Below are 23037 nucleotides of genomic sequence, written 5' to 3' on the forward strand. Positions count from 1 at the left end.
AAACCAAAAACTATTTGAATTTTCTCTTTCTTGCAGCTTCTGATTTTTTCTTTCTCTTTACGCTTGGCTTTTCGTAGTGTTCTCTTTTTCTTACTTCTGAAAGAACTCCAGCTCTAGCGCATTGTCTTTTAAATCTTCTTAATGCTTGCTCTAATGATTCATTTTCTTTTACTCTGATTTCTGACATTCTTTATCCCTCCCTCCGCTAGCGTAAATTATTTAATGTAATTCACAGCCATGGGCTAAATAACACACGCTATATTATACAACATAGGCTTCTTTAATGTCAAGAAGATAAATCTAATTTTTAGCCTGGTGGCCACTTAAGATTTCTTCCTCCAAGAACATGGAAATGAATATGTCCTACAGTTTGACCTCCCTGTTCTCCACAATTAGTAACAACTCTGTATCCATCTTCTGATATTCCTTGTTCTTTAACTAGTTTATTAATTGTCTTGAAGATATGTGCAAAAACCTCTGCATTTTCTTCATTAACTTCATTTAAACTAGCTATATGTTTCTTAGGTATAACTAAGAAATGTACTGGAGCTTCTGGACTTATATCATGAAAAGCTAAAACTTTATCATCTTCATAAATCTTCTTGCTTGGAATTTCTCCACGAATTATTTTACAAAAAATACAATCTGACATCATTTTCACCTCCCAAAACCATTCTTATATATTATACCTCATTTAAAGAGTATAATTTCATTTTTTTAATTATAAATCTATTTCTCCAGTTGCTATTTCACCTTCAAAATCTTTAATTTTAACATTTAATATTTTACCTGAAACATTGCAATCTGCCTTAGCATTTACTTTTACATAGTTTCTAGTATACCCAGTATATAATCCTGTACCTTCTTTAACTTCCTCTTCAAATAAAACATCTAATGTTTCATCTATATATTTTCTGCCAAAAGCTTCTTCATTAATTTTATTTAATTCTATAAGCTTTTTACTTCTCTCATCTTTCTTAGTTCCATCAACTTGGTTTGGCATATTTTCAGCTCTAGTACCTTTTCTTGGACTATATTTAAATACATGAGTCTTTGTAAGTGCTATTCTTTTTAAGAATTCATACGTTTCATTAAACTCCTCATCAGTTTCTCCTGGGAATCCAACAATAACATCAGTTGTTATTGAAACATCTTTTATTTTATCTCTTAAAAGATTCACTATATCCTCATATTCTTTAGCTGAATATCTTCTATTCATTCTCTTTAAAGTAGCATCACATCCACTTTGAAGTGATAAATGGAATTGAGGACATAACTTTTTAAGATTTAATATTCTCTTAACAACATCTTCTGAGAAGAAATTAGGCTCTATTGACCCTATTCTTACTCTCTCTATACCATCAATCTTTTCTATCTCTTCTAAGATATCAACTAATGTTACTTTTTCATCTAAGTCAACACCATATGATGCTGTATGAATTCCTGATAATATTATTTCTTTGAATCCATGTTCTGCTAAACTTCTTACTTCCTCTAAAATTTTCTTAGGATCTTTTGAACAAACAGCTCCTCTTGTATAAGGAATTAAACAGTATGCACAGAATCTATTACATCCATCTTGAATTTTTAAGAATGCTCTTGTTTTATCTTTATAGTCTTCAATTTTTAAATCTTCAAAAACTTTATTTTTTAAAACTGCTCCAACTTTAACTTGTTGTTTTCCTTCATCCTTGGCTTTGTTTACATAATAAACTACATCACCTTTATTTCTTGAACCTAAAACAACATCAACGCCTTCTATTCCTGAAACTTCTTTTGGAGCAATCTGAGCATAGCATCCAACCACAGCTATTATAGCCTCTGGATTTTGTCTTCTTGCTCTTCCTACTATTTGTCTAGACTTCTTGTCTCCCATATTAGTCACACTACAAGTATTAACTACATATACGTCTGCTATTTCATTAAAGTCTACAACTTCATATCCTTCTCTAACGAATTTTTCAGTCATAGCCTCTGATTCGTATGTATTAACTCTACATCCTAGTGTAGCAAATGCAACTTTCATTAAATATTTCCTCCTAAATCACCAAGCTCATATTGAAGAAGAGAAAGGCATGTAAATCCTGCAGTCTCCGTTCTTAAAATTCTTGGTCCTAAAGTCACAATATGAGCTCCTTTTTCTTTTAGGGCTTCTATTTCACTTTCTTCAAATCCACCTTCTGGTCCAACCATTATTCCTATATTTTTTATAATTCTCTTATTCTCTATAGAATTAACCATAGCTCTAACTCCGTATCCAGTAGCATTTTCATAAGGAATAACCATAAGATCTAATTCATCTATTTTATTTAAAATATCTTCAAAACTCATAGGCTCTAAAACTTTAGGTATTATAGTTCTCTTACTTTGCTTACAAGCTTCTAAAGCTATTTTATTTAATCTGTCTAATTTTTTGAATTCACCTTTTAACTTAACATCTACTCTGTCAGTTATTGTTGGAATTATCTCACAAACACCAAGTTCTACACATTTTTGAACAATTAAATCCATTTTTGCAGCCTTTGGCATTCCTTGAAATAATGTTATATGTAAATTACTTTCATTATTTACATCAAGTTTCTCTAAGATTTTGATAGAAACCTCTTGTTTATTAACCTCTTCTACCTCTCCTAAAAACTCTTCACTTTGAAGATTATTTACAACAACCTTTTCACCAGGTTTTACCCTCAAAACCTTATATATATGTTTTACATCTTCCCCTGTTATTACAGCATGACTATCTGAAAACATGTGATTTGGTGTAAAAAACTTATGCATAACTTCATACTCCCTTACTAAATTATTTTAACTTAGCAACTATACAGTTCCATTCTCCATCTTTGTTAGCTTCAATAACTTCAAAGCCTTCTTTTTCTAATTTGTCTATAACCATTTGTCTTCTCTCATGTATTATACCTGAAGTTATGAATAAACCATCTTTATTTAAAGCTTTCTTAACATCATCAACTAATATGCAGATTACTTCAGCTATTATGTTAGCAACAACTATATCAGCTTTTCCATCTACAACATCTAAAAGATTTCCGTATAATACTTCTATATTATCAACATTATTAAATGATATATTTTCTTTTGCTGAATCTACAGCTACTGGGTCTAAATCAACACCTATAACATGCTTAGCACCTAATTTTGAGGCAACTAAAGCTAATATTCCTGAACCTGTTCCAATATCAAATACAGTAGTATCCTCTTTAACATATTTATCTAAAGCTTCTACACACATTCTTGTAGTTTCATGATCTCCAGTACCAAAAGCCATACCTGGGTCTAATTCAACTACCATTTCTAAATCCTTCGCTTCATACTCTTCCCATATTGGTTTTATAACTATTTTTTCTCCAATTTTTATTGGCTTATAGTATTTTTTCCAGTTGTTAGCCCAGTCTTCTTCAAACATTTTCTCAGCTTCAACTTTTCCTTCTCCAACATCTAATCCTGATTCTTTAAGCTCTGAAACCTTCTCCTTAACATAAGAAACTATTTCATCTATATTATCTTCCTCTGTGAAATATCCTTTAACAACAGCAAATTTTCCCTTATGTTCTAATATATTTATATCTGCAAAATCCCAAGTTAAAGGGCCTTGTTCTCTTCCTAATATATCATTTGGATCCTCTATAGCAACCCCTTTACAGTCTAATCCGTAGAATATTCCTGATATAGGTTCTAACGCCTCACTCTTAGTTATAACTCTAACTTCAATCCAAGTTCCTTCCATTTATATATCAATCCTTTCTTCTTTGCTACTTTGACTAATAATTTATTTTACACTTTAGTGTAGTATCTGTCTAGTTTATACCAATATAATACTCCTTAAAAGTTAAAATCTTTTTTAACCATTTTTATTTATATGTAGAGAGATAAGATTTTCTCTTAATAAGAGATTCTTATTTTAATTATTTAAAATAATCATAATCAAATAAAAGCCAACAAAGATCATAACTAAAATGCTACAAATAGCCACAAAAAATTTTATTCGACCTTCATCTTTAAATATCTTTTTTAGAATTAAATATATTCCTAATCCTAAAATTCCCCCAATAGTATTAGTAATTATATCAGTCACATCACTTGCTCCTAAATAAAAAACATACTGGCTAACTTCAAAAAATAATGATATTAAAGCAAATATCACTATATTTTTATAAATACTACTTATTCTAAAGAGCATAGGAATATATATTCCAAATGGAATAAACAGAATTACATTTCCTATAATATCAAATTTATTATAATTTCCATTTAAAATATCATTAAAAGGAATAAAGTTAACCCCTCTAAAAAATATTTCCCTACTACTACTAAAAACATTCAAAGGAGCAACATACTTAAATAAAATGGTCCATAATAAAAATAAACCATAGAAAATAAAACTTATAAAAAACAACCCATTAACAATTCTCTTCCACAAAAAATCCACCCTCTTATTAAAACTAATTAATACTATAAATCTAATATAACATAACTTCTAATAAAAAAGTTATATCAAAACTTTTAGATAAAACTTATAAATATTAATTCTTGAAATATATTTATAAGTTTTATTTTTAGCTTGATATAACTCATTAATTCTAACTATTTAATATCGCTCACTAATAATCTCTATTACTTCCTCTTTAGTTAATTTTATGGCTTTCATACTTTCTATAAATCCATCTAAAGCATCATCTACAAGTTCTTTTCTTATGTTACTTAATATTTTTTCTTCCTGTGTTATTGTACTTGGCTTATTTCTTACTGTTTCTATAAGCCCCATATTCTCCATATCCCTATAAGCCCTCTGAACTGTATTTGGATTTACTTTTAGCATCTCTGCAAGCTCCCTTCTTGATGGTATGTGATCACCAGGTTTTAAATTTCCTATAACTAAAGATTGTTTTATATGTCTTATTATTTGGAGATAAATTGGTTCCCTATCATTTACTTCAAAAAACATTTTAATTACCTCCTATAATCTTAATATCTTTTAAATCTCCACCTGTATATTTTCCAATATAAACTGGATTTTTACTATTTATATCAACTACAACTAAATATCCTTCATAATAAAAATTATCTTTTTTATTAAAATCAACTAAATTTAAATAAGCTTTTCCATCATGAATAAAGATGCTTTCTATATCATCAAACTTAATTCCATATCTTTCAACCCTTTCTTTCTCTATAATATTTTTATAAAATTTATATTTCTTTGTATCTATATTAAATGTTAATAAGGATTGATTTTCTCCCTTAATACTTTGTATTTTAATATATATTTTCCCAGCTTTAAAATAACTACTTCCCCTATAATTAGACTCTTTCATTTCTTTAATTTCTTTTAAAACATCTTCATTAACCTTATATAAATTTACACTCTTAGAATTTAAATCCACCTCTAAAATACCTCTTAGTGGAAGGTCATCTATTCCATTATCTTCATTCATCAAAAAGTAAACTTTATCCCCACAAATATATGAAATACCTCTAAAAAAATCTGCTCTGATATCTTTATTTTTTTCATCTAATTTCATAATCTTTGAAATACTAAAACTTCTAGATTCAACATCAATCTCACCAATAAAAGGAGGTTGCAACTCATAATTACTTAAAAATAAAATATTTATTTTCCCGTCTTTATAGGCTATTCCGTTAATTCTATAGTTTTCTGTTATTTTTAAATTAACATTAACATTGAACTTATCATAAGTATTATCTTTTTTATTTTTAATTCTAACTTCAAAATGAGGTTTTAATTCATATAATCTATTTGATACATCCACCATTACATATTTATCTTCAAAAAAAGTTTCTTTCGTTGGAAATAAACCTCTAAAAAATTTCTTATCAAAGGTTGCATTTTCTCCAAAATCTTTTCCTAAAATATCATCATTAAATGTCGTTTTATCTTCTACTCCATCTTTGTTTATATAAACATTCTCTCTTCTTATACCTTTTACTCTTTCTAAATCAAATTGAACATTTTGAAGTTCGCTTCTATTTCCATATAAATCTGTAAATTTAATATTTCCCTCTCTAGCTTTTATTATAACACTAGACCATGCTCCTATAAAAACTACAAATATTAAGCTTAATATAAGTGGCATTTTCTTTTTCAATTTACTCCCCCCTTTTAAACATGAACTTTATTTTTTAATAAATAAGTAGAACCAAACCATCCAAGTAATATATAAACAATGCTTGTTCCTATCATCCAGAAAAATCTTTCTGACTCATATAATCTTAAAATTGAAGGTAATATAACATATATAAATATTAAAGATCCTCCAATTAAAACACCTAAAAATCCTCCTAGTATTCCAAAACTTCTTTCTAAAAGAGAAAATAAAAAAACTACTAATATTAATGCAAATATACTTAAAAGCCCTAAAATTCCATATAAGTAATCACTAGGTAGAATATGTCTAAAGATATATTCAGTTTCTATTATAAATTCTCTTAAACTTTCTTTTAAAACACCCTCCTCAGGAAACACTGCATGAAAAATAAATTTATTTACTAAAGTTCCAATCAAGCTGAAAAATACTAATGAAACATAGAAGAATATTGCAGCTAAGAATTTATATAAAACAATAAATTTTTCTGATATAGGTAAATTTAAAAGTGTATATGCACTTTTATTTTCACCTAAGAATTCTCCAAACCATAAGTAGCAACAGTATAAACAAATACACATTAGAAAAGCTAAATTTATAAGCCTTTGTATCCCTAAATTATTAACATAAAACTCAATAAATTCAACAAACATTCCATCTTTACTATTTTCAACAAGCTTATTTAAATATCCATCATTTATATATTTATTAACTTCATAAGTAAACCAAATTATATTTATACCCATTAACAAAATAGATGTTCCTAAGGTTATTTTAAAATCTCTTATTATCTGAGAATTTAAAAGATAGAAAAATTTTTTCACACTACTTTTTTCCATCTTTATGCACCTCCCTTATTTTATCTACCAAAGACAACCCTTGAGCCTTAACATCTTCTACATAAAATTCATTTTTAATTTTTCCATCACTTAGAAATACTACCTTATCAACCACATTTTCAACTTCCTTTATCTCATGGGTAGTTAATAATATTCCCGTATTTTCATCCATATAAGAAATTAAAGATGCAATAAATTTTTCCCTTGTAAATACATCTATTCCTGAGAAAGGCTCATCTAATAGTAGGTAATCTGGATTTCTTGCAAAACCTAGAATAAGTTTAACCCTTGCTAAATTTCCCTTTGAAAGATTATTAATTCTCTCATTTTCATTTAGCTTAAAGTTCTTAAGCATTTCATAAGCCTTATTCATATCCCATCTTTCATACATTTCATTCATATATTCAAAAGAATCCTTTATACTCATACCCCCATATGTGTTTATTACATCTGGCACAAAAGCTATTTTTTCATAAGTTTTATAACTTCTCTTATCTCCATCAAAGAGAACTTCCCCTTGATTTTCTTTAACAAGTCCCATTATTATCTTTAAAATTGTTGATTTTCCAACTCCATTTATTCCAAGAAGAGCAGTTATTTCCCCTTTTTTAGCCTTAAATGATACATCATTTAGAACCTGTTTTCTTCTAAATTTCTTTTTTAAACCCATAACCTCAAGCATATTATCACCTCATTTTAGATTATTCTTTATTATGAAATCCACCATTCATTCTTACATTTTTAATTTCACCTAAATAAATAAGCTTATTACTTTTTAAATCTACAACTCCAATTGAAACCCTATTACTTTCTCCTACATAAACTGAAAAATATAATTTGCCATTTAAAATCTTTAAATTCATTGGCTGAGATATATTTTTAATATACTTATCCACTTCTTTTATGTTTAGACAATCTTTATAAAAATCTACTTTTCCACCCTTAAGATTTAAAGTAGCTATAGAATAAACCTTAGGCATATTATCCATTTCATATTTATGATTCATTCTTATCTTTTCATCTTCAGGTATATTACTCCAATCTATTGAATCTGATATTTTTATATAAGCTACACCATCACTTATATCTAAGGAATAAAAATATTTACCTTTTAAATCTATATTATTTTCCTCTAATATTTTTCTAATATCATACTCCTTAAAAGTGTTATCCTTTAAATTAATCTTATATATATTTAAATTTTTCATTTCATCAACAGCTTTACTTTCATCATAATCGCTTGTTATTTTTGAAATATAGTAATCCTCTCCCTCTCTACAATTAAACTCAATTTTTTGAGAATAAGAGCCCACATTAGCTACATTTTTTAATGTATTTGTTTCAAAATTATATTCTTTTATAATTATCAAATTTGAAAACTCGTTTTCTCTTTCTTCTGTTATAAATTTAATCTTATTATTCTCCCCAAAAACCCCTAAAATTCTTGGAGCTTCATCTAATTTAATTGAAGTTTTTTTAACTTCTTCACTTTTTTTATCTTTAAGAATTAAATCAACCCGTTTCTTTCCATACTCAGAATTTATAACAGCCATATAGTCTTTGCTATCATAAAAATTTGCCCCATCAACATATGCCCCTCTTAAAACATCTCTATTTTTATAAATTACTTTATTTTCACCCTCTCCAACAAAGTTTATTTTAGAATTTATTGAATCCTTTCCCACTTTATACTGACTCTCAAAAAAAGCTCCTAAGTTTTTCTTTACAGAAAAATCAACATCTCCCAATTTACTTCTATCCCCATATAAATTTTTAATTTCTATATTTTTAAAATTATTAACCATGTTCACCCCCATAAGTAAGGCAAGTATAACTAAAGCTCCTATAAAAATTATATTTGAAAATTTTTTACTCATATTCCTTACCTCCACTTTAAACACTAACCTTTTTATTTATTAAGTAATTATTCATTACAAAGGTAATCCCAATAAAAATTAAAATTCCAACTGTATACAATAAAAGAAATTCCACTGAAAAAAAATGCATTTTAAATATAGGAATGTAGAAAAATATTAAAACTGCAGATATTCCATATAAAATCCAATAAAAAACCCCTTTTAAGCCAAAACTTTGTTTTAATAAGACAGCTAACCCTCCAACTAAAGAAGCTGTAAATATCATAAAAATTGTGATTATTACAGTAGAAAATTCAATTGAAACAAATCCATTATTATTAATTTTAAAAAGTCCCTCAATTAAATAATTAAATCCAATATCATAAACACTTCTAACCTTAATCCTCAATATAAACCATTTAATAATTATTGATAAAAATTGTCCTAACCAAAACATCCCGTAAAAAAGCATTACCACTAAGCTTTTACTTAAAATAATTTTCCATCTCTTAATTGGTAGACTCAAAGTTCTGTAGCTTGTTTTATGTTCAAAAGAAAATTCTCTAGCCCAAATAAAAATAGAAAAAATAACCACTAACAATCCTTCTAAAAAGAAAATATACATAGCACCTTCATTTATTCCTAATGTTTGTATTGCCATTCCATTTATAACTTGATCCAAATATTCATTACTTCTATGCATATAAATAAACCTTAAAATTCTCTCATAATAGAGTAATACTGTTAAAATTACTGTAACTAAAACATTAATCATTATAATAGTAAAATTTCTATTAGCTTCATATTGAAGCAAAGAAAGAAATTTATTTTTCTTACTCATCTAAAAACACCTCTCTCATCTTATCAATTAATGAAACACCCTCTTCACACTTCATATCCTCAATATAGAAATCAGATTTTATTTCTCCTTCATTAAGAAGTAAAACCCTGTCTGCCACCCCATCTATCTCTAAAATTTCATGAGTAGTTAAAAGTATTCCCCTCTCCTCATCAATGTAATTTATTAATGACTTCAAAATATCTTCCCTTGTAAAAATATCAATTCCTGAGAAAGGTTCATCCATAAGAATATACTCAGCATTCTGTGCAAACCCTAAAATAATTTTTACCTTTGCCAAACTTCCCTTTGACAACTTATCTAACTTATCTTCTTTATTCAGCTCAAAATTTTCAAGCATTTCATAAGCTTTATTACTATCCCACTTATCATAAAAAGATTCCATATACTCAAAACTCTCTTTAACTTTCATTCCTCTAAAAGTATTTTTAATGTCAGGAACAAAAGCTAATTTATCTAAATTTTTATAAGTCAACTCTTCTCCATCTATTAAAACTTTCCCCCTATCTTGTTTAATAAGTCCCATAATAATTTTTAAAGTAGTTGATTTACCAACTCCGTTTATTCCCAACAAAGCAGTAATTTCTCCTTTATTTAATTTGAAAGAAACTCCATTTAAGACTTTTTTTCTTCTAAAACTCTTGCTGATCTCACTGACTTCTATCATATTTTCACCCCTAAACTTAATTAACCAAATTTTGATGTACTCATGTATTATATTATTAATACACTAACCCTATGTGTATTATAGCATTAGTACATCTTCTTGTAAATATTTAACTTAATATTTTTTTCCATAAATTCAAATAAAAATATATAATTTTAAACATTTTCTTAAAAGCCAAGCATAAAAAAACATACATAGTTGCTATTATTAAATTTATTGCTAAAATCTTACATAAGAAAAGCATAAAAAAACATCCCAGTTTAAAAACTAGGATGTTTAAAAATCACTTTATTTTTTCTTTTTTAATTTTGAAAAGAAACCTTCTTCTTTTTCTTCCACTTCATCAACTAACTCTCCAGAAGCTCTCATAAAGGCTTTTAATGCTTCCTCTTGTTCTTTATTTAAGTGTTTTGGAACCTCTACTACCATATGAACGTATTGATTTCCTCTTCCACCACCATTAACATGAGGAACACCTTTTCCTTTTAATCTAAACTTAGTTCCTGGTTGAGTACCAGCTGGAACTTTATATTTAACATTTCCATCTACTGTTGGTACAGTTATCTCAGCACCTAAAGCCGCCTTAGCCATACTTATTTTATAATCATAGTAAATATCTGATCCTTCTCTTCTAAATATTTTAGATGGAGCAACATTTACTCTTATATATAAATCTCCTGCAGGACCATTATTAGCCCCATGTTCTCCTTGTCCTCTTAAAGGAATTATATTACCAGTGTCTACCCCTGCTGGTATCTTAACTGTTATTTTTCTATTCTTTCTAACAGTTCCTTTTCCTTTACAATCTGGACATGGATCATCTATTATCTTACCTGCTCCATGACATTGATCACAAGTAGCAGTTGAAACAAAGCTTCCAAGTGGAGTTTGTCTTTGAACTCTGATTTGTCCTGAACCATTACACTTAGTACAAGTCTTAGGAGTTGTACCAGCTTTAGCACCACTTCCATGACATGTTTCACAAGTTTCAGTTCTTGTTACAGATATTTCTTTTTCACAACCAAATACAGCTTCTTCAAAAGTTATATTTAATCTGTATTCTAAGTCAGCACCTCTTTGTGGAGCATTTCTTCTTCTTGAAGAACCACCTCCACCAAATCCGCCACCAAAAAATGATTCAAATATATCTCCAAATCCACCCATTTCTGAGAAGTCGAATCCACCAGCATCAAATCCTCCGCCACCAAATCCTGCACTTCCATCAAAGGCCGCATGACCAAATTGATCATATTTAGCTTTTTTATCTGGATCTTTTAATACATCATAAGCTTCATTTACTTCTTTAAACTTTTCTTCTGCTTCTTTATCATCAGGATTTCTATCTGGATGATATTTCATAGCCATTTTTCTAAAAGCTCTTTTTATCTCATCATCTGAAGCACCCTTTTGAAGACCAAGTACTTCATAATAATCTCTCTTAGCCACAGTTTTCACCACCTACTATAAGTTTACTTATAAAAAGGGAAGACTGTTGAGCCTTCCCTCTTCTAATTCTTTTATATTATATCAAAGCTTTAAGTCTTGTGATAGTTTTAATTCTTATTTATCGTCTTGAACTTCGAAGTCTGCATCTACTACATTATCATCATTATTTGTTGAAGCTCCAGCATTTGTACCACCCATGTTGTTTGGATCAAATCCTTGTCCTTGAGCTCCTCCATTTTGTTGATATAATTTTTCTGATACTTTATAGAATGCTTGAGTTAAATCTTCCATAGCTTTTTTGATAGCTTCTATGTCGTCACCATCTTTAACTTTTTTAACTTCTTCGATTTTAGCTTCTATTTCTGATTTTTCTTCAGCTGAAACTTTATCTCCAAGTTCATTTAAAGTTTTTTCAGTTTGGTAAACTGTTTGCTCAGCAGTATTTTTAACTTCTATTGATTCTTTTCTTTTCTTATCTTCTTCAGCGAATTGCTCAGCTTCTTTTACAGCTTTATCTATTTCAGCATCACTTAAATTAGTTGAAGCAGTGATTGTGATATTAGCTTCTTTTCCAGTTGCTTTATCAGTAGCTGAAACTTTAACTATACCATTAGCATCTATATCAAAAGTAACTTCGATTTGAGGGATTCCTCTTGGTGCTGGAGCTATTCCTGATAAGTTAAATCTTCCTAAACTCTTATTATCAGCAGCCATTTGTCTTTCACCTTGTACTACGTGAATTTCAACTGAAGTTTGGTTATCAGCAGCTGTTGAGAATATTTGACTCTTCTTAGTTGGGATTGTTGAGTTTCTTTCGATTAATGGAGTAGCAACTCCTCCTAAAGTCTCAATTCCTAATGTTAATGGTGTAACATCTAATAATAATACGTCTTTAACATCCCCTGTTAATACACCAGCTTGGATAGCAGCACCCATTGCTACGCACTCATCTGGGTTAACTCCTTTTGAAGGTTCTTTTCCAGTGAAGTTTTTAACAGCCTCTTGAACTGCAGGTATTCTAGTTGATCCACCAACTAAGATTATTTTATCTATGTCATTTAATGATACATTTCCTGAGCTTAAAGCACCTTTCATTATATCTATTGTTCTTTCAACTAAATCATGAGTTAATTCATTGAATTTAGCTCTTGTTAATGTCATATCTATATGTTTTGGACCAGTTGCATCAGCAGTGATGAATGGTAAGTTTATTATTGTTTGAGTTGATGATGATAACTCAATTTTAGCTTTTTCAGCAGCTTCTTTTAATCTTTGAAGTGCCATCTTATCTTGTCTTAAATCAACACCATATTGTGATTTAAAATCTTCAGCTATATAATCCATGATTCTTTGGTCAAAGTCATCTCCACCTAATCTAGCATCTCCATTTGTAGATATAACTTCAAATACTCCATCACCTAAATCTAAGATTGATACGTCGAAAGTACCACCACCTAGGTCATATACTAATATTTTATGAGCATCATCCATTTTATCTAATCCATAAGCTAATGATGCAGCTGTTGGTTCGTTTATGATTCTCTTAACATCTAAACCAGCTATTCTACCAGCATCTTTAGTCGCTTGTCTTTCAGCATCATTGAAGTATGCTGGAACTGTGATAACAGCCTCTGTTACTTTTTCTCCTAAGTAAGCTTCAGCATCTGCTTTTAATTTTTGAAGTATCATTGCTGATATTTCTTGTGGTGTATAATCTTTTCCATCTATATTAACTTTGTAGTCAGTTCCCATATGTCTTTTTATTGACATTATTGTTTTGTCTGGGTTTGTAATTGCTTGTCTTTTAGCAACCTGTCCTACTAATCTTTCTCCATTTGCTTGGAATGAAACTACTGATGGAGTTGTTCTAGCACCCTCTGAATTTGTGATAACTACTGGTTCTCCACCTTCCATAACTGATACACATGAATTTGTTGTTCCTAAATCTATACCGATTATTTTACTCATTGTTAATTCCTCCTCTAACAATTTTCTTCTATATTTAAATTTGTTAAATGCTAATTATTTTGTTACAGTTACCATTGAATGTCTGATAACTTTTTCTCCTCTTTTATATCCCTTTTGGAATACTTGATCTATTTGATTTGATTCTGAACCTTCTTTTTCAACAACCATCATTGCTTGGTGTAATTCTGGATCAAAAGCTCCATCTGAACTTATTTCTTCAACTTGAAGTTTTTCTAAAGCATCTTCAAATTGTCTTACAGTCATTTCTACACCTTTTTTAAGATCTTCTACTGAACCATCTACAGCTAAAGCTCTTTCAAGATTATCTAATACTGGAAGCATTTTTATTAAAACATCTTCACAAGCATCAGTGTAAATTCTTTCTTTTTCTTTATCTGTTCTTTTTCTGTAGTTTTCATATTCTGCAGAAATTCTTAATAATCTATCTTTTAAGGCCTCTAATTCATTTTCTAATTTCTTAGTTTTACTCTTGAACATATTATTTTCTTCCTTTAAAGCCTTTAATTCTTCAAAATCAATAACATTTTCAGTAGACTTTTCTGCTTCCTCTGCTATTTCATCTTCTTTTTCATCATCTTTGATTGCTTCTGAAACTACCTCTGCCTCATCTTCAAACGTAGGATTTTCTTTTTCAAAGTCTTTTTTGATATCTTCTTTTAACTTTTCGTCAAAATCTTTGTTATCATCCATGAACATCTACACCTCTTCTCTTTTATACTTTATTTATTCCTTAAAGTTTCATTTAATTCTTTCATAACCTCAGTCATGATTGATAATACTTTAGAATAATTTATTCTTCTAGGACCTATTAAAGCAATTGTACCTAGTGCCTTATCCCCTACATGGTAACCAGCTGAAATTATTGAACATTCCTTAGCCTCTGGCATAATTATTTCATCACCTATTTTAATAGTCACATCATCCTCACTATCTTCTATAAGTTCAGAAACACATTTTTTATCATGTAAAAGTTCTAAAATCTCTTTAGCTTTAGAAATATTATTATATTCAGGATAGTTAAATATATTAACTGCTCCCTCTAAGAAAACCTCTGTGCTTACATCATCTTTTAAACTTTCATAAAGTGCTGAAAGTACAGCAGATATAATTTCTTCATATCCCTCTAAAGCTTTATTAAGATTACTTATAACTTCTAGATTTATTTGCTTAATAGTAAGGTTTTTAAGCCTTTCAGTTATTATCTTACTAATTTTAATAAGTTCTTCAGACAAAGGAACTTCTTTTACCTTTATAACTGTATTTTTTATAACTCCATTATCTGTAACAAGTACACATAAAATTCCTTCATCATCAACTTTTAAAAGTTGAATAGATTTTACAAAACTTTTATGCAATGATGGAGCTTTTACTATACATGTCATCTGTGTAAGTTCCGATAGAAGAGAACTAGTATGTTTTATTATTTTATCTACTTCGTACAGAGTCCCATTTATTATTGAGTTCCTTATAAGCAATTCCTCTTCAGAAGATAATCTTTCAAATTCAACCATTCTATCAACATATAATCTATATCCTCTGCTTGATGGAATTCTTCCTGACGAAGTATGAGGTTGTTCTAAAAATCCCATATCCTCTAAGTCAGCCATCTCATTTCTAATAGTAGCTGAACTTACTCCAAGATTATACTTCTTAGCGATAGTTCTTGAACCAACTGGCTCTCCAGTAGATATATAGTCTTGAATTATAGCTCTTAAAATTTGAAGCTTTCTATCATCTATCACTAATCTCACCTCTTTATTAGCACTCACTAACAACGAGTGCTAACTAGTACACTATTAATATATTATTTATAAAGTTTTTTGTCAATTCCAAATTTTATCATTTTTATTCAAAAGAAATGATTTAAGCTATTTTATTCTTTATTTCCTCTTATTTTCTTTATAATTCTCATTTTTACATACAAATTTATTTTTCACATTTTATATTACATTTTTTATTTTAACCAATATAACTTATACATATTAGTCATAAATTTAATAATTTTATTTACGTTTTTTTAACTGCTAATCACTCTATGCCAAATATTATTCCATAAGTTTAATAATGTTATTTAAGCTTTTAAATTCCTTTTTCTTAAGCATCCATTTTATCAAATTCTCCAGATAAATTTTAAATGACATAATAATATAAAAAACTTATGCCAATTTAGCATTATTATTTCGCCAATCTGAATTTTAAATAACATAATAATATAAGAAACTACCCTAATTATAATTTTAGGTAGTTTTTTATGATTTATTATTATGTTATAAGATAACGTATATTAAGTTACGACTTAACTGTTTTTTTGTATGAACCACATTTATCCTTATAGGATAACATATTTTAGATTAAGACTCTGTTTTAAACTAGTGCTTGATTTTAGATAGAAACTAAATTAAAGAAGAAGATCCGCCATTATTATATTTGAAACTTCTATTCCCTTTTCAGTCAAATATACTCTGCCATTTTTTCTAATTAATAAATTTTGTTTTTCATACTTATTAAATATTTCCCCATATACCTTATCAATGTTTATATCAAATCTCTCTTCAAAATCTTTCTCACTTATTCCACTTATTTTTCTAAGCCCCATAAACATGAATTCTTCCATATTATCATTTTTCGTGTTATTTAAGGTTTCTTCTATGGCCATTCCACTTTCATTCATATTATTTATATACTCTTTTACATTGCTAAAGTTTTTAATTCTAACTCCATCAATATATGAAGCTGCTGCTGACCCTAATCCAATCCAATTATCCATATTCCAGTAAGCTAAATTATGCCTACACTCTAACCCCTCTTTAGAATAATTAGAAATTTCATATTGTTTAAAACCAGCTTCCTCCAAGATATTTTTAGCTAAATGATACATTTTTCTTTCCTCTTCCTCACTTGGAAGATTTAATTTATCATCTTCATATAATCTATAAAAGGCAGTTCCTTCTTCTATTATTAAACTATATGCTGATATATGACTTGGATTTAATGAAATTATTTCTTTCAAAGTTTCCTCAAAATCACTAACCTTTTGATTAGGAAGTCCAAACATTAAATCCACGTTTATATTATTAAATCCATTTTTCTTAGCTAAAAGAAAATTTTCTTTAAAAGTATCATAATCATGAATTCTTCCTAAGGTTTTTAAAAGACTATTCTGCTTAGCTTGAAGTCCCATACTTATTCTATTAACTCCATTTTCTTTCATTACTCTTAATTTATCCTCTGTTAAATTTCCAGGGTTACACTCCATAGAAAATTCTACATTTTCAGATATATTAAGGGTACTTATTTCTCTTAAAATAATTTCTAACTCATTAGCTTCTAAAACACTGGGTGTTCCTCCCCCCATGAAAATAGTATCTATTTCATACTCCTTATATTTTTCTTTAAAACCTCTAATTTCTTTGCATAAAGCTTCTATATAATCTCCTCTTAAATCATCTATTCTTGCAAAAGAAGGGAAATCACAGTAAAAACACTTCTGTGCACAAAATGGTATATGTATATATAAAGATATTTTTTTCATATCTAATCCTCCTATGTTCAAACTAAATTTTGTTTACACATCTAAACTAATCTTTGTTTAATAGTACACTAAAAAAACAAATCCTTAAACCTATTAAACTTTATTTTTAATAGAATTACCTTTTAAATCTCTACTAATTTTAAATATATATAACACTATATTTTTAAGCTTTAATATTTTATTTAGCTCTGTTTTAAACTAGTGTTTATTTTAAATAGAACTTTTGAACCATCTTAATAAACATTTTAGAGTTTCATTGAATATGGAATAATTAAAATAATACAATTAAAAAATATAAAGTCATAGGCTAAATTCACCCATGACTTTATACTTTTAGATTTCTCTTAAATCTATGTTTATAACATTATGAACTATATTATGTCTTTGAACTTCTGTAATTGAAGTTTTTATAATCTCGTTCTCTAAATTTATATCAATTTCACAATACTCCCCATTTTTAGCTAAGAATTTATCTACCTCTGATATTTTTATACTAATAGCAATATTTTCTCCATTTTTTCTATTTATCATGCCTGTTGCATAGCCTGCATTTCTAAATTTTCTACATTTAATTTTAACATCTCTAAGATTTGCACTTAACATATACTAAACTCCCCTTCTCAACATAAGTTTTCTTATTTACTTTAAATATATTGAGCAAGGTTTCATTTAATGACTAAAAAATATTTATTTTAGAAAATTTTAATACCATGCTAATTTAAAATAGTTTAATTATATATTTATTAACATAGATGTATGTAAATAGCTCTTTAAGATGCTAATTTTAAACAATTCAATTATATACGCTAAATTTATTTGAATCACAAAGATAATTTTGATATATAAAAAAAGTACATCAAAACACTCTTAATAAAACTCATACCATTTTAGAAGTTTTATTATATATTTTGATGCACATTTTATATTTTAAGAAGTTAATTAGTCAACTTTTAATACTGACATGAATGCTTCTTGAGGAACTTCAACTGTTCCTAATTGTCTCATCCTCTTCTTACCTTCTTTTTGTTTTTCTAGAAGTTTTTTCTTTCTTGATATATCTCCACCATAACACTTAGCTAATACGTCTTTTCTCATAGCCTTAACAGTCTCTCTAGCTATAATTTTTGAACCTACAGCAGCTTGTATTGGAATCTCAAACATATGTCTTGGAATAATTTCTTTAAGTTTTTCAGCTATTCCTCTACCTCTTTGATAAGCTTTAACCTCTGGAACTATCATAGATAAAGCATCTACATTGTCTCCATTTAATAAGATATCTAACTTAACAAGATTTGATTTCTCATATCCTTTTAGTTCGTAATCTAATGAAGCATATCCTCTTGTTTTAGATTTCAATGTATCGAAGAAATCATAAACAATTTCATTTAGTGGAATATCATAATGAATAACAACTCTTGTTTCCTCTAAATATTGCATATCTATGAATCTACCTCTTCTATCTTGGCACAATTCCATTACAGCCCCTGTGTAATCAGTTGGTGTAATAATAGACGCCTTAACAACAGGTTCTTCCATATAATCAACTTCTGTCATAGGAGGAAGATTTGTTGGGTTTGTTAAATCAAATGATTCTCCATTTGTTTTAGTAACCTTATATATAACTGATGGTGCAGTTGTGATTATATCTAAGTTAAATTCTCTTTCAACTCTCTCTTGAATTATTTCCATATGTAATAATCCTAAGAATCCACATCTAAATCCAAAGCCTAAAGCTACAGAAGTTTCTGGTTCAAATGATAATGCAGCATCATTTATTTGAAGTTTTTCTAAAGCCTCTTTTAATTCTTCATATTTTGCTCCATCAACTGGATATATACCTGAGTAAACCATTGGTATAGCTGGCTTATATCCTGGTAATGCTTCCTCCGTTGGTCTAGCTGCCTCTGTTACAGTATCTCCAACTCTGGCATCTCTTACGTTTTTAATTGAAGCTGTTATATATCCAACTTCCCCCGCACTTAATCCTTCTTTTAAAGGCATTAATGCTGGTGTAAACACTCCTGTTTCAACTATTTCGTAAATTTTTCCTGTTGACATTAATTTTATCTTTGTACCAGGCTTAACCTTTCCATCCATAACTCTAATATGACATACAACACCCTTGTAACTATCATAGTATGAATCAAATATTAAGGCTTTAAGTGGAGCATTTTCATCTCCTGATGGTGCTGGAACCTTTTCAACTATTTCTTCTAAAACATCTTCTATATTTAATCCAGTCTTAGCTGATACTAGAGGTGCGTTTTCTGCCTCTATTCCAATAACATCCTCTATTTCCTGTTTTATTTCATCTGGTCTTGCACTTGCTAAGTCAACTTTATTTATAACTGGTACTATTTCTAAATCATTATCTAATGCTAAATAACAGTTAGCTAAAGTCTGTGCTTGTATTCCTTGAGTAGCATCTACAACAAGTATAGCCCCTTCACAAGCTGCTAAACTTCTTGAAACCTCATATGTAAAGTCTACGTGACCTGGAGTATCTATAAGATTTAATATATATTCTTCTCCGTTCTCTCTCTTATAGATAAGTCTAGCTGCCTGAGACTTTATTGTGATTCCTCTTTCTTTTTCTAACTCCATAGTATCTAATACTTGCTGTTCCATTTCTCTCTGAGTTAATGTTCCAGTTTTCTCTAAAAGTCTATCTGCTAATGTTGATTTACCGTGATCTATGTGTGCTACGATTGAAAAGTTTCTTATATATTTCTTTTTATCCATATCTAAATCTGCTCTCCAAACTTGTTTAAGGTTTTTGAACAGTTTTCACCCCCACATTGTAAAATAAGTCAAGTTACATTATATCATAATATGCCACAAAACTGTCAATATACTTGCTTTACATTATTATATTATTTCAAAGTAATTTATTTATATTATTTATAAGTAAGTTCATTAAATTAAAACTTCCTATTAATAAGTTGCCAACTATACCTTTCTTTAAATCAAACTTATGTTCATTAATAACTAAATAAAATTCATCTTTATTTTCATATATTTTCACCGGACTGTTATCCTCACTAAATATAGTTAAATCCATCCCTGTCTTTTCTTTTATTCTCTCATAATCTATATGTTCACTTTTCTCTATTTCTTGATTATTAAAGGCCTCTGTATTTTCTAGATTAACACCAACTATTCCCCATGATACTATGAAATAAAATATGATTAATGGTATTATTAATGTCTTAAATTTTCTCAAAAGAAAACACCCCCATAGAATTAATATCTATAAGGATGTTCAAAAAACTATGTTTTTATTCATTTTTTCTATTTATTTCTTCTGCTATAAGTCTTGCTATATATTTTGCACTGGCTTGAGCTTCAGCTGAGGTATTAACTTCAGCACCAACTTCAATTAGCATTGATCTTTTACTAAAATCTTGATTAAATGCATTTTGTCCCCTATTATACTTAAAAGTTTCTTGTCTTCTTAATATTTCTGGGAAAAGTTCATTAGCTTTATTTATAAAATTATAGGCTAATGCCTCTGAATCATTAAAATATCTATTGTTTTTAGTTGTTACAAACATAATTTTTGCAATTGATTCATTATTAACATTTGCTACAAGATGTTTTCTATTATGATCTCCAACAGAATCTCTATGAAGATCTAATATAAGCTTAAAATCATCATATTCATTAATATACTTTTTAACAGTTTCTCTTGATTTATTATAAGATTGCTCATAAGATGCTGAATGTATTGTTTTGTCATGAATAACTGAAATACCATAATTTTCTTGAAGTTCCTTGGTCACTAAATTTCCAACCCCAATAACATTATAAGATTCATTATTTGAAGTTCTCTCTTCACTATATCCTTCAGAATCATGTGTATGATAGATAAGTACCTCTGGCTTAGATTGGTCTAATTCTTTTTTTAAGCTAGGATCATAAACCAAAGTATCTTTACTTACTTTAAGTGTTGCTTCATTATTTGTTTCTTCCTCTGACAATTTATCTATGCTTTCATTATCTAAATTAAATGAATCCACATTTTCAGCCACCACTACTCCTAAATTGCCATCAGCTGAAACCCTTTCATTAACCACTCCAAAATATGGAATTCCATTCATAACCAATTCTATTGGATTAAAAGGTTTTATATTTAAAGTTTCAAGAGTTATACTTTGTAAAGTTATATTACTTTCTAAATAAGCATCCTCATCATAGTAACTTCCCTTTGCCACAGGCATACCTGCATTTAAAAGTTGTATGTATGATAAGTTTTCTCTCACATCTTTACTTGCAGCAATCTTCATAAATCTAAACATAAATACAACTAATAAAATCAAAAGTACAAGTATTCCTATTGGTATTTCTCTTTTATTAATACCTCTCACATCATCCCCTCCTCATATTTTTATTTATATGAGTGAAGAATAAATATTATGTTACTCTAATAATATTTAAATTTATTACTCTGTTTTAGAGAACATTAATTTTAGCTGTTCCTTAAGCCCTATTTAATTTAAAAATTTATTTATATCCTCTAAAACCCTATTAGGTTGAAGGGCTATATTTATTCCGTTTGCAATTATTTTAGAAACTGATTCTATGACATCATCAATTTCCTTAGGTGTTACCATTAAATCTCCTACATATGGATTTAAAAGACTTTTTATCATAACACTCTTTTCATTTTTATCAATGTTATTTAATAAATTATAAAATTCTTTTCCTTTTTCAGATTGTTTCACCATTTCATCTAATACTAAATCCATGGCATCATTAGCAATGGTGGCTGCATCAACCACAGTTGGCACACCAATTGCCAAAACAGGTATTCCTAAGCTTTCTTCATTAATTTGCATTCTATGATTTCCAACTCCAGCCCCTGGTGATATACCTGTGTTACTTATTTGAATTGTCCTAACAACTCTCTCAAGTCTTCTTGAAGCAAGTGCATCAATACACACAACTAAATCTGGCTTTATTCTATCAACTAAAGATTTTATTATTTCTCCTGTTTCAATCCCCGTTATTCCTAATACTCCTGGTGCGATTGCACACACTGGTCTAACTGAATTATCAATAAGATCTGGCATAACTTTTTTTAAATGTCTAGTAACCATTAACTTTCCTACAACTTTTGGTCCTATGGCATCAGGTGTAACATTCCAATTTCCAAGTCCAACAACTAATGCTGTTCTTTCCTCTGGTAATTTAATAAGCTCTTCTAAAGAACTAGCAAGTACATGAGAAACTTGATCCATAATTCCACCATCATAATGAGTAAACTCTGGAATATCTATTGTTACATATCTTCCAATAGGTTTGCCCATAGCTTTTGCTCCCTCTATATTGGTTATATCAACATTAGTAACCTTAATATCTTCATCTACCATTTTTTCCTCAAAAACAACCCCTTCAATTTCTCTATTGTACCTATGTTTATACATTTCTCTACTTTCAACAGCTAAATCAGTTCTTACATTGTACATTTTTCCACCTCTTTTTAATTTAAATTTATATATTATATATAATTTCCTTAAAAATGATAATTATGTCGATAAACATTAAAAAACACTTGAACTTATATATTTATGATGTTATAATTACCTTTGTTAAATAACGAAAACTCGTACGCAGATTCCCCAAAACTGCAGATACGCTATAAAAGTTGAAGGGGGTGAACTAGAATGGCAAATATTAAATCAGCAAAGAAAAGAATAAAAGTTACTGAAAAGAAAACTTTAAGAAATA

23 protein-coding genes and 1 pseudogene are annotated in these 23037 nt (G+C 28.5%); 1 reads left to right on the forward strand and 23 read right to left on the reverse strand.

Annotation, left to right across the window (positions count from 1 at the left end; genetic code table 11):
• Positions 1-10: 10 nt before the first annotated feature.
• The 23 genes from rpsU to gpr form a co-directional block, all read right to left on the reverse strand.
• Positions 11-187 (reverse strand): 30S ribosomal protein S21, encoded by a 177-nt coding sequence (gene rpsU, locus Q1K13_RS12020; protein ID WP_003451446.1) that lies wholly within the window; start codon positions 185-187, stop codon positions 11-13.
• Positions 188-307: 120 nt separating this feature from the next.
• The gene (locus Q1K13_RS12025) at positions 308-652 is read right to left on the reverse strand and encodes a histidine triad nucleotide-binding protein (RefSeq protein ID WP_300351258.1); all 345 of its coding nucleotides are present in this window, start codon (positions 650-652) and stop codon (positions 308-310) included.
• 69 nt (positions 653-721) lie between these two features.
• A complete protein-coding gene (mtaB, locus tag Q1K13_RS12030) occupies positions 722-2026 on the reverse strand; it encodes a tRNA (N(6)-L-threonylcarbamoyladenosine(37)-C(2))-methylthiotransferase MtaB (protein ID WP_300351259.1) in 1305 nt (434 codons plus the stop codon).
• Entirely contained in the window at positions 2026-2778 is a 753-nt protein-coding gene (locus Q1K13_RS12035) for a 16S rRNA (uracil(1498)-N(3))-methyltransferase (protein WP_300351261.1), read from the reverse strand. The genes mtaB and Q1K13_RS12035 overlap by 1 nt, the downstream gene beginning before the upstream one ends.
• Positions 2779-2800: 22 nt before the next feature.
• Entirely contained in the window at positions 2801-3742 is a 942-nt protein-coding gene (gene prmA, locus Q1K13_RS12040) for a 50S ribosomal protein L11 methyltransferase (RefSeq protein ID WP_300351264.1), read from the reverse strand.
• 174 nt (positions 3743-3916) lie between these two features.
• A complete protein-coding gene (locus tag Q1K13_RS12045; RefSeq protein ID WP_300351266.1) occupies positions 3917-4435 on the reverse strand; it encodes a VanZ family protein in 519 nt (172 codons plus the stop codon).
• A 168-nt stretch (positions 4436-4603) separates the two neighbouring features.
• Entirely contained in the window at positions 4604-4960 is a 357-nt protein-coding gene (locus Q1K13_RS12050) for a GntR family transcriptional regulator (protein WP_300351269.1), read from the reverse strand.
• Between the two features lies 1 nt (position 4961).
• Entirely contained in the window at positions 4962-6122 is a 1161-nt protein-coding gene (locus Q1K13_RS12055; protein WP_300351272.1) for a hypothetical protein, read from the reverse strand.
• Between the two features lie 14 nt (positions 6123-6136).
• Positions 6137-6958 carry a hypothetical protein gene (locus Q1K13_RS12060; protein ID WP_300351274.1) on the reverse strand — a complete coding sequence of 274 codons (822 nt, stop codon included), beginning with the start codon at positions 6956-6958 and terminating at the stop codon, positions 6137-6139.
• The gene (locus tag Q1K13_RS12065) at positions 6945-7640 is read right to left on the reverse strand and encodes an ABC transporter ATP-binding protein (RefSeq protein WP_300351276.1); all 696 of its coding nucleotides are present in this window, start codon (positions 7638-7640) and stop codon (positions 6945-6947) included. The genes Q1K13_RS12060 and Q1K13_RS12065 overlap by 14 nt, the downstream gene beginning before the upstream one ends.
• A 19-nt stretch (positions 7641-7659) precedes the next feature.
• Positions 7660-8835, reverse strand: coding sequence for a hypothetical protein (locus Q1K13_RS12070; protein ID WP_300351278.1), 1176 nt, complete (start codon positions 8833-8835; stop codon positions 7660-7662).
• A gap of 16 nt (positions 8836-8851) precedes the next feature.
• On the reverse strand, positions 8852-9655 hold the full coding sequence (locus Q1K13_RS12075; RefSeq protein ID WP_300351281.1) for a hypothetical protein: 804 nt from the start codon (positions 9653-9655) through the stop codon (positions 8852-8854).
• Positions 9648-10340: an ATP-binding cassette domain-containing protein gene (locus Q1K13_RS12080; RefSeq protein WP_300351284.1), complete on the reverse strand. Its 693-nt coding sequence runs from the start codon at positions 10338-10340 to the stop codon at positions 9648-9650. The genes Q1K13_RS12075 and Q1K13_RS12080 overlap by 8 nt, the downstream gene beginning before the upstream one ends.
• A 288-nt stretch (positions 10341-10628) precedes the next feature.
• Positions 10629-11786: a molecular chaperone DnaJ gene (gene dnaJ / locus Q1K13_RS12085; protein WP_300351286.1), complete on the reverse strand. Its 1158-nt coding sequence runs from the start codon at positions 11784-11786 to the stop codon at positions 10629-10631.
• A 114-nt stretch (positions 11787-11900) separates the two neighbouring features.
• The gene (dnaK, locus tag Q1K13_RS12090; RefSeq protein WP_300351289.1) at positions 11901-13754 is read right to left on the reverse strand and encodes a molecular chaperone DnaK; all 1854 of its coding nucleotides are present in this window, start codon (positions 13752-13754) and stop codon (positions 11901-11903) included.
• 54 nt (positions 13755-13808) lie between these two features.
• A complete protein-coding gene (gene grpE, locus Q1K13_RS12095; RefSeq protein WP_300351291.1) occupies positions 13809-14465 on the reverse strand; it encodes a nucleotide exchange factor GrpE in 657 nt (218 codons plus the stop codon).
• Between the two features lie 29 nt (positions 14466-14494).
• Positions 14495-15517 carry a heat-inducible transcriptional repressor HrcA gene (gene hrcA, locus Q1K13_RS12100; RefSeq protein ID WP_300351294.1) on the reverse strand — a complete coding sequence of 341 codons (1023 nt, stop codon included), beginning with the start codon at positions 15515-15517 and terminating at the stop codon, positions 14495-14497.
• Between the two features lie 656 nt (positions 15518-16173).
• Positions 16174-17307, reverse strand: a complete 1134-nt coding sequence (gene hemW, locus Q1K13_RS12105) for a radical SAM family heme chaperone HemW (RefSeq protein ID WP_300351297.1) — start codon at positions 17305-17307, stop codon at positions 16174-16176.
• Positions 17308-17640: 333 nt separating this feature from the next.
• Positions 17641-17910: a hypothetical protein gene (locus Q1K13_RS12110; RefSeq protein WP_300351300.1), complete on the reverse strand. Its 270-nt coding sequence runs from the start codon at positions 17908-17910 to the stop codon at positions 17641-17643.
• Positions 17911-18246: 336 nt separating this feature from the next.
• Entirely contained in the window at positions 18247-20049 is a 1803-nt protein-coding gene (gene lepA / locus Q1K13_RS12115) for a translation elongation factor 4 (RefSeq protein ID WP_300351303.1), read from the reverse strand.
• Between the two features lie 136 nt (positions 20050-20185).
• Positions 20186-20530, reverse strand: coding sequence for a sporulation-related protein NgaS (locus Q1K13_RS12120; protein WP_300351306.1), 345 nt, complete (start codon positions 20528-20530; stop codon positions 20186-20188).
• A gap of 55 nt (positions 20531-20585) precedes the next feature.
• The gene (locus Q1K13_RS12125; RefSeq protein WP_300351308.1) at positions 20586-21674 is read right to left on the reverse strand and encodes a stage II sporulation protein P; all 1089 of its coding nucleotides are present in this window, start codon (positions 21672-21674) and stop codon (positions 20586-20588) included.
• Positions 21675-21797: 123 nt separating this feature from the next.
• Positions 21798-22775, reverse strand: a complete 978-nt coding sequence (gpr, locus tag Q1K13_RS12130; RefSeq protein WP_300351309.1) for a GPR endopeptidase — start codon at positions 22773-22775, stop codon at positions 21798-21800.
• A 198-nt stretch (positions 22776-22973) separates the two neighbouring features.
• Here gpr and Q1K13_RS12135 point away from each other — a divergent pair.
• Positions 22974-23037, forward strand: a pseudogene (locus Q1K13_RS12135) (30S ribosomal protein S20); the annotation flags it as partial.

This window comes from Clostridium sp., assembly GCF_029267215.1.
In the GTDB taxonomy this organism is placed as follows: Bacteria; Bacillota; Clostridia; order Clostridiales; family Clostridiaceae; genus Sarcina.